This window comes from Streptomyces sp. NPDC090798, from assembly GCF_044768965.1.
In the GTDB taxonomy this organism is placed as follows: domain Bacteria; phylum Actinomycetota; class Actinomycetes; order Streptomycetales; family Streptomycetaceae; genus Streptomyces.
Genome location: NZ_JBIVXA010000002.1, coordinates 187,754 through 199,666, shown reverse-complemented (window position 1 = coordinate 199,666; position 11,913 = coordinate 187,754). Strand labels below are relative to the sequence as shown.

12 protein-coding genes are annotated in these 11,913 nt (G+C 72.2%); 8 read left to right on the top strand and 4 right to left on the bottom strand.

From position 1 onward, the window contains the following. The first annotated feature begins 79 nt into the window (after positions 1 to 79). A complete protein-coding gene (locus ACIQTP_RS05165; RefSeq protein ID WP_403396446.1) occupies positions 80 to 1,513 on the top strand; it encodes a dihydrolipoyl dehydrogenase family protein in 1,434 nt (477 codons plus the stop codon). 693 nt (positions 1,514 to 2,206) lie between these two features. Here the strand turns inward: ACIQTP_RS05165 and ACIQTP_RS05160 are convergent. Then, a complete protein-coding gene (locus ACIQTP_RS05160; RefSeq protein ID WP_403396444.1) occupies positions 2,207 to 2,863 on the bottom strand; it encodes a peptide deformylase in 657 nt (218 codons plus the stop codon). 255 nt (positions 2,864 to 3,118) lie between these two features. Between ACIQTP_RS05160 and ACIQTP_RS05155 the strand changes: the two genes are divergently transcribed. The 5 genes from ACIQTP_RS05155 to ACIQTP_RS05135 all read left to right on the top strand — a co-directional run bounded on the left by ACIQTP_RS05155 (position 3,119) and on the right by ACIQTP_RS05135 (position 8,698). Further along, entirely contained in the window at positions 3,119 to 4,525 is a 1,407-nt protein-coding gene (locus ACIQTP_RS05155) for a PepSY-associated TM helix domain-containing protein (RefSeq protein ID WP_403396442.1), read from the top strand. A 31-nt stretch (positions 4,526 to 4,556) separates the two neighbouring features. Further along, a complete protein-coding gene (locus tag ACIQTP_RS05150) occupies positions 4,557 to 5,078 on the top strand; it encodes a BlaI/MecI/CopY family transcriptional regulator (RefSeq protein WP_403396439.1) in 522 nt (173 codons plus the stop codon). A 6-nt stretch (positions 5,079 to 5,084) separates the two neighbouring features. Then, positions 5,085 to 6,035: a M56 family metallopeptidase gene (locus tag ACIQTP_RS05145; RefSeq protein ID WP_403396437.1), complete on the top strand. Its 951-nt coding sequence runs from the start codon at positions 5,085 to 5,087 to the stop codon at positions 6,033 to 6,035. 237 nt (positions 6,036 to 6,272) lie between these two features. Beyond that, entirely contained in the window at positions 6,273 to 7,682 is a 1,410-nt protein-coding gene (locus ACIQTP_RS05140; protein ID WP_403396435.1) for a hemolysin family protein, read from the top strand. Then, complete coding sequence (locus ACIQTP_RS05135) at positions 7,679 to 8,698, top strand: hemolysin family protein (RefSeq protein ID WP_403396433.1); 1,020 nt, start codon at positions 7,679 to 7,681, stop codon at positions 8,696 to 8,698. Before ACIQTP_RS05140 ends, ACIQTP_RS05135 begins: the two co-directional genes overlap by 4 nt. 200 nt (positions 8,699 to 8,898) lie before the next feature. Here the strand turns inward: ACIQTP_RS05135 and ACIQTP_RS05130 are convergent, their stop codons facing one another. The 3 genes from ACIQTP_RS05130 to ACIQTP_RS05120 form a co-directional block, all read right to left on the bottom strand. Then, entirely contained in the window at positions 8,899 to 9,246 is a 348-nt protein-coding gene (locus ACIQTP_RS05130; protein ID WP_403396431.1) for a tetratricopeptide repeat protein, read from the bottom strand. A gap of 69 nt (positions 9,247 to 9,315) precedes the next feature. After that, a complete protein-coding gene (locus ACIQTP_RS05125) occupies positions 9,316 to 9,756 on the bottom strand; it encodes a MarR family transcriptional regulator (RefSeq protein ID WP_403396429.1) in 441 nt (146 codons plus the stop codon). Between the two features lie 2 nt (positions 9,757 to 9,758). Beyond that, entirely contained in the window at positions 9,759 to 10,289 is a 531-nt protein-coding gene (locus ACIQTP_RS05120; RefSeq protein WP_403396427.1) for a MarR family winged helix-turn-helix transcriptional regulator, read from the bottom strand. 119 nt (positions 10,290 to 10,408) lie between these two features. On the opposite strand from ACIQTP_RS05120, the gene ACIQTP_RS05115 reads away from it, so the two are divergent. Then, entirely contained in the window at positions 10,409 to 11,374 is a 966-nt protein-coding gene (locus ACIQTP_RS05115; RefSeq protein WP_403396425.1) for a pirin family protein, read from the top strand. A gap of 166 nt (positions 11,375 to 11,540) precedes the next feature. Next, positions 11,541 to 11,834, top strand: coding sequence for a hypothetical protein (locus ACIQTP_RS05110; protein ID WP_403396423.1), 294 nt, complete (start codon positions 11,541 to 11,543; stop codon positions 11,832 to 11,834). The last annotated feature ends 79 nt before the right edge of the window (positions 11,835 to 11,913 follow it).

Here is an 11,913-nt window from a genome sequence, read left to right as displayed (position 1 = left end):
CACAACGCCGTCCCTGGGCGGCGTATTCCGCGCGCGTACCCGTGTGGCCACCGCGCACACCAACAACCAGACTGGGCCCATGACGGAAACGGAATCCATCGCGTACGACGTCGTGGTGCTCGGGGCCGGGCCCGTGGGGGAGAACGTCGCCGACCGCGCCCGCGCGGCCGGCCTCTCCACCGCGGTCGTGGAGAGCGAGCTGGTCGGCGGCGAGTGCTCGTACTGGGCCTGCATGCCCAGCAAGGCGCTCCTGCGCCCGGTCATCGCCCGCGCCGACGCCCGCCACGTACCCGGCCTCAGCCAGGCGGTTCAGGGCCCCCTCGACGTCCCCGCGGTCCTCGCCCACCGCGACTACTACACCTCCCACTGGAAGGACGACGGACAGGTCGGCTGGCTGGACGGCATCGGCGCCGTCCTGTACCGCGGACACGGGCGCCTCGCCGGGCCGCGCAAGGTGACCGTCGACGGTTCCGACGGCGAGCAGCAGGTGCTCACGGCCCGGCACGCGGTCGCCGTCTGCACCGGCACCCGCGCCCTGCTCCCCGACCTGCCGGGGCTCGACCAGGTCCGGCCCTGGACCAGCCGTGAGGCCACCAGCGCACACGAGGTGCCGGGCCGCCTCATCGTGGTGGGTGGCGGTGTCGTCGCCGTCGAGATGGCCACGGCCTGGCAGGCGTTCGGCTCCCAGGTCACCCTCCTCGTCCGCGGCACGGGACTGCTGCCCCGCATGGAGCCCTTCGCCGGTGAGCTGGTCGCCGAGTCGCTGAAGGAGGCGGGCGCGGACGTCCGCACCGGCACCTCGGTGACCGCGGTGACGCGCGAGGGCTCCACCGTGGTGGCGCTCACCGACACAGGCGACCGCATCGAGGCCGACGAGATCCTCTTCGCCACCGGGCGCGTGCCCCACACCGACGACCTCGGCCTCGACACAGTCGGGCTTGAGCCGGGCTCCTGGCTCGACGTCGACGACAGCCTGCGGGTCACCGGCAGCGACTGGCTGTACGCGGTCGGCGACGTGAACCACCGCGCGCTCCTCACCCACCAGGGCAAGTACCAGGCCCGGATCGCGGGCGCCGCCATCGCCGCCCGCGCCGCCGGGGTGCCGCTCCTGGAGACCGATCCCTGGGGCGCGCACTCGGCGACCGCCGACCACGGGGCCGTCCCCCAGGTCGTCTTCACCGACCCGGAGGCCGCGGCCGTCGGCCTCTCCCTCGCCGAGGCCGAGCGCGCGGGCCTGCGCGTCCGCGCCGTCGACGTCGACATGTCCTCCGTGGCGGGCGCGGGCCTGTACGCGGACGGCTACCGCGGCAAGGCCCGCATGGTCGTCGACATCAACCGCGAGATCCTGGTGGGCCTCACCCTGGTCGGCCCCGGCGTGGGCGAACTCATCCACTCGGCGACGATCGCCATCGCCGGCGAGGTCCCGATCAGCCGCCTGTGGCACGCGGTCCCGTCGTACCCGACCGTGAGCGAGGTATGGCTCCGGCTGCTGGAGAAGTACCGGGACGCGTAGCCGGCGTCGGTCATTCGGGTACGGCCGCTTGAGATCGACGGGCCGGGACCGGCCGTTGGAGCTTCGACGGCTTGAGGCGCCGAGGGCGTGGGCCCCGGCCCTCCGGGACTGACCGGCTGGATTCACTCGTTTGGCGTCCGCCGCTTGGACCCCGGCGGCTTCGGGGTTCGGCCGCGTGGGGGTGCGGCCGTCCGGGATCGACGGGTTGGGCCCGGTCGTTCGGGTGGCGGGGGCTTGGAGGGGGCTTGGCGGGGGTTCGGGCCCCCGGCGGGTTCCGGTTGGGCCGGCTGGATTGACCGGCCAGGACCGGTCGTTCGGGCCTCGGCGGTTCGGCCCCCGGGGATTGGGCGTCGGCTGCCTGGGATTGACGGGCCGACGGCGGCCGTCTGAGCCCCGGTGGCTCCAGGCCCGGGGCCGTCCGAGGCGGGGCGGCTGAGACCGGCGGCTCCGGCTGTTCGGGCTCCGGGCCGGTTTGGGCCCGGGCTTTCCGGGGCCGACCGCCCCCGGCTCGACCGGCTCGACCGGCTCGACCGGCTGGATCAGCCGGGCCGGCCCCCGGCGCCGGGCCCGGAGGGGCGTCCCCTTCTCAGTCAGATCGGTCGCCCCCGGACCGCCGGGCCGCCCGCGAGGCGGCACCCCGTCGCTCCCGCTGCCGGACACCCTTCGCCGGAGTGGCCCTCGCGGCGCGCGCCCTCAGCCGGGCAGGGCGAAGCCCAGTGCCGCGGCGGCCTCCGCAGGCGTCGGCTGCGTCCAGCGTTCCGCCATCGCCTGGTTGGAAGACAGCGAGCGCAACTCCGCACGGTCGAGGTAGAGCATGCCGTCCAGATGATCCGTCTCGTGCTGGACGATCCGCGCGGGCCACCCCGTGAACACCTCGTCGATCGCCCGGCCCCGCTCGTCCAGCGCCGTCAGCCGCACCTCGGCGTGCCGGGCCACCACGGCCTGCCATCCCGGCACGCTCAGGCACCCCTCGAAGAACACGGCCCGCCCCGCGCCCACCCCCTCGTACGACGGATTCACCAGTACCCGGAAAAGCTGCGGCACCCGCCCGCGCACCACCCGCACCTCCTCGGAGACCGGTGCCGGATCCTCGACGACCGCGATCCGCAGGGGCACGCCGACCTGCGGTGCCGCGAGGCCGACGCCCGGCGCCGCGTGCATGGTGGCGCGCAGGGCGGCGACGAAACGGGTCAGGAGCCCCGGGGCGAGCTGGCCGGCGAAGGGCTCGGCGGGGCGGCGCAGCACCGGGTCCCCGGCGGCGACGATGGGCAACGGGCCTTCATGGGCGAGGAGTTCCTCGACCAGGTCGCTCAGGGGGCGGGAGGCGCTGGGGTCACGTTCGGATGCCATCGAGCCAGGATGCCAAGACGGATCGCGCCAAGCGAGGCGGCGCCAGGGGCGTCTCCCGGGTCCCCGCGTCCGCGCGTGTGACTCAGACCACATGACGCCCCGGGAACTCGACGCCTCCGCGCCCCGACTTCTGGACCGCCACGGACCACTCCCGGCCGAAAGCCCAACTCCCCGCCCCACAACCCGAGTCCATCCCCGTCCCCGCCCCCGCTGCTGTCCGCATTCCCATCCCCGTCCGACCGGAGAAGCCCGCCCATGTCCACCGCTCCCACGACCACGACGGACGCGTCCCCCAACCCCGTCGCCCCGGCGCCCACCAGAAAAGCACCCCTGCGCCCCCTGATCCTGCGTCTGCACTTCTACGCGGGAATACTCGTCGCCCCGTTCCTGCTGGTCGCGGCCCTGACCGGCTTCCTGTACGCCGCCTCGTACCAGGCCGAGAAGATCATGTACGCGCATGAGCTGACCGTCCCGTCCGGCGACCACAAGCTCCCGCTGTCCGAACAGGTGGCCGCCGCCCGCAAGGCCCACCCGCAGGGCGTGGTCTCCGCCGTACGGCCGTCGCCGGAGGCGGACGCGACGACCAGGGTGCTGCTCTCCGGCGTCCCTGGCGTCGGCGAGGGGCACACGCTCGCGGTGTTCGTCGACCCGTACACCGCGAAGGTGCGCGGATCGCTGGAGCAGTACGGCTCCACCGGCGCGCTCCCCCTGCGCACCTGGATCGACGAGCTCCACCGTGACCTGCGCCTCGGCGAGAACGGCCGCCTCTACAGCGAACTCGCCGCGAGCTGGCTGTGGGTCATCGCAGCCGGCGGGCTGGTGCTGTGGTTCGCCCGGCGGCGCGCCCAGCGCAAGGTGCGGGGCACGTCCGGGCGCCGTCGCACCCTCGGCCTGCACGGCACCGTCGGTGTGTGGGTGGCGGCCGGGTTCTTCTTCCTCTCGGCGACCGGACTCACCTGGTCGACCTATGCCGGCGCCAACATCGACGAACTCAGGACCTCGCTCGGCCAGGCGACCCCCTCGGTGTCCGCGTCGGCGGCCGCCGGCGGCGAGCACGCGGGCCACACCGGCACGGGGTCCGGCGGCACCACGACCACGAGCGCGCCCCAGGACCTCGACAAGATCCTCGCGGCCGCCCGCGCCGAGGGGCTCGGCGACCCCGTCGAGATCGTCGTACCCGCCGACGCCTCCACCGCGTACGTGGTCAAGCAGGTCCAGCGCAGTTGGCCCGAGAAGCAGGACTCCGTGGCCGTGGACCCGACGACGGGCAAGGTCACCGACGAACTCCGCTTCGCCGACTACCCGCTGCTCGCCAAGCTGACCCGCTGGGGAATCGACGCCCACAGCGGCGTCCTCTTCGGCCTCGTCAACCAGATCGTCCTGATGGCCCTCGCGCTCTGCCTGGTCCTGCTCATCGTGTGGGGCTACCGCATGTGGTGGCAGCGCGGCCGGGCCTCCGCGTTCGGCCGCCCCATACCCCGCGGGGCCTGGCAGCAGGTCCCGCCGCAGATCCTTGTCCCACTCATGGCAGCCGTCGCCGTGCTCGGCTACTTCGTCCCGCTGCTCGGTATCCCGCTCGCGGTGTTCGTCGCCGTGGACGTCGTCCTCGGCGAGATCGCGTACCGCCGCGGCAAGCGCACCCATGGAGGCCAGGTAGCGTGATCAGGTAGGGGAACGCCGGAGGGAGACGGACATGGCGCAGCGCAACCGCGAGGACCCGCACCGGCCTTCCAGGCGCCGCGGGCAGGGCGAGTTGGAGAGCCAGGTGCTCGGTGCGCTGCGCGAGGCGGAGGCCCCGGTGACCGCCGCCTGGGTGCAGGAACGACTCGGCGGTGACCTCGCCTACACCACCGTCGTCACCATCCTGACCCGGCTGCTCGCCAAGGACGCGGTGGCCCGCGAACGACGCGGACGCTCCTTCGTGTGGCGGCCCACCGCCGACATCGCGGGCCTGGCCGCGCTCAAGATGCGTCGGCTTCTCGACGGCGAGAGCGACCGCGAGGCCGTCCTCGCCAGCTTCGTCACCGCCCTGCCGCCGGACGACGAACAGGTCCTGCGCGCGCTCCTGGAGACGGCCCACGCGACGGACGGGGTCGATGCGTCAGACGGGGTCGATGCGTCACACGGGGGCGACGCGTCAGACGGGGCTCATACGGAGGACGTGGCCGCTGTGGTGGATGGGGCCGACGGGGCGCCCGGCGAGCCGGAAGACTGACGTGCCATGGGGGTCTTCGTCTTTCTGCCGCTCGTCCTGCCGCTGACTGCCTGGCCGGTGGCGCGTCTCGCCGAACTGCATCTGCATCCGCGTACGGCCACCCGGCTGCTGACGGCGGTCGCCACCGTCATGGCTCTGTGCAGCACACTCTGCCTGGCCCTGCTGATGGTCGTCGGGACCGCGCAACTGCCCGGCAACCCGCTCCCGGACGGCTGGTCGGACGCGGAGGTCCGTGCGGCCGTCCCGCACGACGAGATCGCGGGCAAGGCGGCGATCCCGGCGCTGGTCCTGGTCCTCGCGGTCTGCGCGCGCACCCTGTGGCGCCACCGCCGGGTCACCCAGCGCGCGCGGCGGGCGCTCGCCGGACTGCCCAGCCGATCCGTGGTCGTACTCCCGGAGGAGAAGCCCTACGCCTATGCCCTTCCCGGCGGACGCGGCGCCCGCGTGGTGGTCACCACGGCCCTGCTGCGCGGCCTCACCTCGCCTGAGCGCCGTGCCCTGTTCGCGCACGAGCGGGCCCACCTGACGGCCGCTCACCACCGCTACCTGCTCGCCGTACGACTCGCGGCGCGCGCCAATCCGTTCCTGCGACCGCTGCGTACGGCCGTCGTCTACACCACGGAGCGGTGGGCGGACGAGGACGCGGCCCGGACGGTCGGCAACCGCACGGTGGTGGCGCGGGCGATCGGCAAGGCGGCCCTGCTGGCGGGCGGGAGTTCGGTGCCGGCGTTCGCCGCGTTCACCGGCTTCGCCGGGTTCGCCTCCGCGGGTCCCGTGCCGCGCCGGGTCGCCGCCCTGCTGCGCCCCGCGCCGGTGGCCCGCAGCTGGCCGTCCGTGTTCACGTCCGTGGGGCTGGCCGCCTGGGGCGCCGCGGTCGGCACGCTCGTCTCCGCGATGTCGTCGGCGAACTCGGCCGTGACGATGGTCCTGATCCTGCGCGCGGCCACGCCCCTGTAGCTCCGCCACTGCTCTTCTGCGGCTCCGCCCGCCACTACCCCTCGGAGTTCCTACAGCCGTGTAGAAAGACCTTCGGTGGCACGGGAACTCGTTTGCGAACAGAATCGTTTCCCAGGGCACAGACCGACCCAGAGGAGCGCTTCCCTTGTCCGCCAGACCGACGGACCCCCCGGGACACAGTCCCGAACCACCCCGCCTGATTTCTCTTGATCGCGGCACACGGCGTGGTGGTGTTCGATGAGTGCCGCACTCGGCCTGCTGGCCGTCCTCGTCCTGACCGCCGGCACCGGCTATTTCGTCGCCCAGGAGTTCGCGTACGTCGCCGCCGACCGTCTCGCGCTCGCGCGGGAAGCGGCAGCCGGCGACCGACGCGCCACCCGCGCCCTGAAGGTGCTGGAGCGGCTGTCCTTCATGCTGTCGGGCGCCCAGCTCGGCATCACCGTGACCGGTCTGGTCGTCGGTTTCCTCGCCGAGCCGTCCGTGTCCGCCCTGCTCAAGCCCGTTCTCACCGGGATCGGCATCCCGGACGGCGCGGTCACCGGCATCTCGGTGGTCCTGGCCTTCGCGTTCGCGACCGTGCTCCAGATGGTGCTGGGCGAACTGGCCCCCAAGAACCTGGCCCTGGCCGTCCCGGAGCGCCTCGCGAAGGCCCTGGCGAGCTCCACGCTCGCGTATCTGAAGGCCGTCGGCCCGGTCGTACGGCTCTTCGACGGCGCCGCCAACAAGCTGCTGCGCAAGGTCGGCATCGAGCCCGTCGAGGAACTCCACCACGGTGCCACGCTCGAGGAACTCGGCCATCTCATCGGTGAGTCGCACGAGCACGGGCAGTTGCCGCGTGAGACCGCCGATCTCCTCGACCACGCCCTGGAGTTCTCCGACCGCACCCTTGACGAGGTGATGGTGCCGCGCGCCGACGCCGTCTTCGTCCGCAAGGACGCGACGGCCACGGAGGCCGTCCAGTTGATCGCCGAGCACGGACACTCGAACTACCCCGTCCTCGGCGACCACCCGGACGACATCACCGCCGTCCTGGGCGTACGCGAGCTGATGCGGCTGCCCGCCGACCGGTTCACCCGCACGACGGCCGGCGCGCTCGGCCGCGGACCGCTGCTGCTGCCCGACACCCTGCCGCTGCCCGAGGCCGTGGCACAGATGCGGGCCCACGACGACGAGTTCGCCGTCGTCCTCGACGAGCACGGGGGCGTGGCGGGCGTCGTCACCTACGAGGACATCGCCGAGGAACTCGTGGGCGACATCGCGGACGAGACCGACACCGTCAAGGAGATCGCGGTCGCCGACGGCGAGGGCTGGTCCGTCGACGCCGGCCGCCGACTGGACGAGATCGCCGAGGCAACCGGCATCGACCTGCCCGAGGAGGACGACTACGACACGGTGGCGGGGCTGATCGTCGACCGCCTCGGCCGCTTCCCCGCCATCGCGGACCGCGTCATCGTCGAACTGTCCGACGGAGGCCGCGTCTCGATCGACGTACAGGCCCTGGACCGCCACGTACCGGAACGGGTCCGCCTGGAACGCCTGCCGGCGATGGACCGCACGGACGGCGTGGACCGCGTCGACGGGGTGGACGGGGTGGACGGCGGCACGGACCGTATCCACCGTGTGGACAGTGCGCAGGAGCAGGCATGAGTTTCTCGATGGCGCTCTTCGTGACCGTACTGCTCCTGATCGGCAGCGGGTTCTTCGTGGCCGCCGAGTTCGCGCTGGTCGCCGCCAAGCGGCACCGGCTGGAACGGACCGCGGCGGCCGGGCAACGCGGTGCCAGGGCCGCGCTGGCCGGAATGCGCGAGCTGTCACTGATGCTCGCGGGCGCCCAACTGGGCATCACCGTGTGCACGCTGGGCCTGGGCTCGGTGTCCAAGCCCGCGATCTCGCACGAACTCGACCCGTTGCTCCACAAGGCGGGCCTGCCCAGCGGCCTGAGCTACGGCGTGTCCTTCGCGCTCGCGATGTTCGTCGTCGTGTTCCTGCACATGGTGGTCGGCGAGATGGCGCCCAAGTCCTGGGCCATCGCGCACCCCGAACGTTCCGCCATGCTGCTGACGCCGCCCTTCCGGGCCCTGACCCGGGCGGTGCGCCCGCTGATCGTGGGGCTGAACAAGGTGAGCAACGCGCTGGTCCGGCTCTGCCGGGTCACTCCGCGCGACGAGCTGGCCTCGGTCCACAACCGCGAGCAACTCACCCACCTCGTCGAGGAGTCGGAGCGGCTCGGGCTGATCAGCAAGGAGGACTCCGAGCTGATCACCAGCTCGCTGACCGCACCGCAGCACCCGGTCGGGGACCTCCAGATCCCGGCCGACCGGATCACCTCGGTCGCCGCCGACGCGCCGATCGACGCGGTACTGGGCGTCGCCGGGGACAGTGACCGCACCCGCCTGCTGGTCCGCGACGGCGTCACGGTCCTCGGCTCGGTGCACGCCCGTGACGCCCTGGTCGCCCGCGCGCAGGGCCGGCCCGCGGTCGCCCGCGACCTGGCCCGCCCCGTCCCGGAGCTGTCACCGCACGACACGGTCGCCCACGCCGTCGAACAGCTCCGCCTGCACCGCGCCTCCCTCGCCGTCGTACGCGACGACGCGGGGCGGCTGACCGGCCTGGTCAGCCTGGACGACCTGCTGGCACGGCTGATGGAGCCGCGCGCGGCGTGACACGGCAGAGGCCGGGTGCCGTGGCTGTGGCCGGTCACCTCGATGACCAGCCACGGCGCTCCGGCACCCGGCCCCTGTTCGTCCTGCTTCCGACGACGCCGCTCTTCGTCCAGCTTCCGGCGACGTTCACGCCCTCGGGAGACGTTCACGTCCTCAGTGGGCGGTGACACCCTCAGGGGCGGTCGCACCCTCAGGACCGGTCACACCTGCTCGAAGTCGCCCGCGAGCGCGGAGGCGATGCGCAGGTGCGACTCGGCCTCGTCGTGACGCCCCTGGCGCTGGAGCGTGCGCCCCAGCATCAGCCGGGCGTAGTGCTCCACCGGGTCACGCTCGACGAGCGCGCGCAACTCGGTCTCGGCGCGGCGCAGTTGAGCCGAGTGGTAGTACGAGCGGGCCAGTAGCAGCCGCGGTCCGGTCTGCTCCGGCACCTCATCCACAAGGCCGCCCAGAACGCGCGCCGCTCCGGCGTAGTCCTTGGCGTCGAAGAACAGCTGCGCCCGCTCCCAGCGCTCCGCGGCCGTCCCCTGGTCGTAGTACTTCGTGTCCACTGCTGACCTCCTTCGACTCCCAGAACCTCACCCGATGGTTGAATATTCCACCACCTCGGCCCGTGGGCTTCATCCGCCGGCCAGCTCCGCGTTGGCCCGCTCCGTCACCAGGGTCAGTACGCGCCCTACCGTCGCCAGGTCCTCGGCCGGGATGCCGGCGTACAGCCGGGCCGCGATCTCGTTCCCGGCCGTGCGGATCTTCTCGAACACCTCACGGCCGTGCTCGGTGAGCGAGACCAGCGAGGCGTCCGTCTCCGTCAGCAGCTTGAGGGCCGTCATCTCGGCGACGGTCTCCTCGGCCACCGACTCCTCGACCTTCAGTGTCCCGGTCAGCCGCCCCACGAGCCGGTCGCGCTCGACGGTGCCGCCCTGGTCCGAGACGGCCCTCAGGGCCACCGACTGGTTGAAGGTGCTTCCGATGCGCGCCAGCGCGGCTTCCAGGGCCGCTCGGCTCGCGTAGTGGGCCAGTCCTACGACCTGGCCGCCGACCGGGGGAGTGGGAATGCTCATGGCTACTCCTCGTCAGGATGTGAATCGAGATGTGAATCGAGATGTGTGCCGAGATGTGCATCGCTCGGTGTGTCGTGCGGTGTATCGAGCGGTACGTCGAGCAGGGTCGCCAGCTCGCGGCTGAACGCCTTCGTGCGCTCGCCGCCGAGCCCGCCGAGCGGTTCCAGGAGCTGTTCCAGCAGCCCTTGGACCACCCCGATCGCGCGCCGTGCGACCTCGCGTCCGTCCTCCGTGAGCGACAGCCGGATCGCACGTGGATCGGCGGGATCGCGCGTCCGGTCGACGACACCGGCCGCCTCCAGGGCGCGGGCCAGCTTTGATACGTAGAGCGGTTCGAGTCCGGTGTGATCGGCGAGCTGACGCTGGCTCGGCCGCCGCCCGGCCCTGTGCATCCCGTACAGCGACGCGACCAGCGAGTACTGGGCGTGGGTCAGACCCAGCGGCGCGACCGCCCGATCGACGGCCACCCGCCACTTCGTGGACAGGCGCCAGACGAGAAAACCGGGGGTCGCGTGCTCGGATGTCGAACTCATGAGGAAAACCATACATGGATACTATGTCTATGGCTACTATTTCGCGCTGGAGTCCGGGAGAGCCCGGGGGAGGGAGGACGGCCTGACGCACGGTCCCCGACGGGTCTAGGTTGTGGGCCATGAGCAATCTTGATCGCGAGGCAGTTCCCGCGCTGTGCGGAGGCCGCGGTTTCGTGGTGGCCGAGCCGGTGCGTGAACTCCTCAGTCCCCGTCGGGTCAAGCTCGGCGAGTCCACCGAAGTCCGCCGCCTGCTGCCCAACTTGGGCCGCCGCATGATCGGCGCGTGGTGCTTCGTCGATCACTACGGGCCCGACGACATCGCCGACGAGCCCGGTATGCAGGTCCCGCCGCACCCGCACATGGGACTCCAGACCGTCAGCTGGCTCCACGAGGGCGAGGTGCTGCACCGCGACTCCACGGGCAGCCTGCAGACGATCCGACCGCGCGAACTGGGCCTCATGACGTCCGGAAGGGCCATCAGCCACTCCGAGGAGAGCCCCAAGTCGCACGCCCGCGTCCTGCACGGCGCGCAGCTGTGGGTCGCCCTCCCTGACAGCCACCGCCACACCGACCCGCACTTCGAGCACCACGCCGAGCTGCCCCTCGTCACGGCCGCCGGCCTCAAGGCCACGCTCATCCTGGGCACCCTCGACGGCACGGCCTCGCCCGGCACGACGTACAGCCCGATCGTCGGCGCCGACCTGTCCCTCGCGAGCGGCGCCGACGTACGACTGCCACTGGAGCCCGACTTCGAGTACGCCGTCCTGTCCATGTCCGGCGAGGCGCACGTCGACGGCGTACCGGTACTCCCGGGCTCCATGCTCTACCTCGGCTGCGGGCGCACCGAACTTCCCCTGCGCGCCACGTCGGACGCCTCACTCATGCTCCTGGGTGGCGAGCCGTTCGAGGAGGAGCTGGTCATGTGGTGGAACTTCATCGGCCGGTCCACCGAGGATATCGCGGAGGCCCGTTCGGACTGGATGACGGGCTCCCGATTCGGTGAGGTGGTGGGGTACGACGGGGCTCCACTGCGCGCTCCCGAACTCCCGCCCGTACCACTGAAACCGCGCGGAAGGGTGCGCTGAACTGGGGTTCCAGCTCTAGTGCGGGCCTCTCGCGGGACGCGGCTGTCCCGGCTCGACACCCCGTTTTCCCGAGGGGCCGACCGCTCCTGCGAAGTCCGTCGACGGACAACGCCGCGATGTGTGTAGCGGCGGCTGTCCGGGTGTCAGTTCGGCCTACCTTCCGTCGGTGCTGCGGGAGCTGACGAGACGCCGCTCCGCCTTCGGCACCGGCCTCATCAACCGCCTCGCACTGCGGTCCACCAGCACCGATGGGCTGGCCATCCGCACGATCGACTCTCCGACCGCCTTCCGCGAAGTCGCCCTGGTCCGGGCTCGGCGGCGCGCGGAAACCGCCGGCGTCAAGGTATGTCTCGAGCACTGTTCGGCCGCCTCGGTCGCCCCCGAGGTCATCGTCCACCCGCTGCTCTGGCTGCTCTCCGAGGACGCCCCCAACGTCAAACGACGTGATCCTGCCCAGTGACGGCGGTTGGACCACCATCTAGACCCGACAGGAGATCCCGCGATGACGGACACCGCGGCGGACGGGGGGCGGACGCCTC

Excerpts from the sequence above, each read along its gene's own strand:
- ACIQTP_RS05165 (WP_403396446.1), top strand. The coding sequence starts at position 80 with ATGACGGAAACGGAATCCATCGCGTACGACGTCGTGGTGCTCGGGGCC.
- ACIQTP_RS05160 (WP_403396444.1), bottom strand. The coding sequence starts at position 2,863 with ATGGCATCCGAACGTGACCCCAGCGCCTCCCGCCCCCTGAGCGACCTG.
- ACIQTP_RS05155 (WP_403396442.1), top strand. The coding sequence starts at position 3,119 with ATGTCCACCGCTCCCACGACCACGACGGACGCGTCCCCCAACCCCGTC.
- ACIQTP_RS05150 (WP_403396439.1), top strand. The coding sequence starts at position 4,557 with ATGGCGCAGCGCAACCGCGAGGACCCGCACCGGCCTTCCAGGCGCCGC.
- ACIQTP_RS05145 (WP_403396437.1), top strand. The coding sequence starts at position 5,085 with ATGGGGGTCTTCGTCTTTCTGCCGCTCGTCCTGCCGCTGACTGCCTGG.
- ACIQTP_RS05140 (WP_403396435.1), top strand. The coding sequence starts at position 6,273 with ATGAGTGCCGCACTCGGCCTGCTGGCCGTCCTCGTCCTGACCGCCGGC.
- ACIQTP_RS05135 (WP_403396433.1), top strand. The coding sequence starts at position 7,679 with ATGAGTTTCTCGATGGCGCTCTTCGTGACCGTACTGCTCCTGATCGGC.
- ACIQTP_RS05125 (WP_403396429.1), bottom strand. The coding sequence starts at position 9,756 with ATGAGCATTCCCACTCCCCCGGTCGGCGGCCAGGTCGTAGGACTGGCC.
- ACIQTP_RS05120 (WP_403396427.1), bottom strand. The coding sequence starts at position 10,289 with ATGAGTTCGACATCCGAGCACGCGACCCCCGGTTTTCTCGTCTGGCGC.
- ACIQTP_RS05115 (WP_403396425.1), top strand. The coding sequence starts at position 10,409 with ATGAGCAATCTTGATCGCGAGGCAGTTCCCGCGCTGTGCGGAGGCCGC.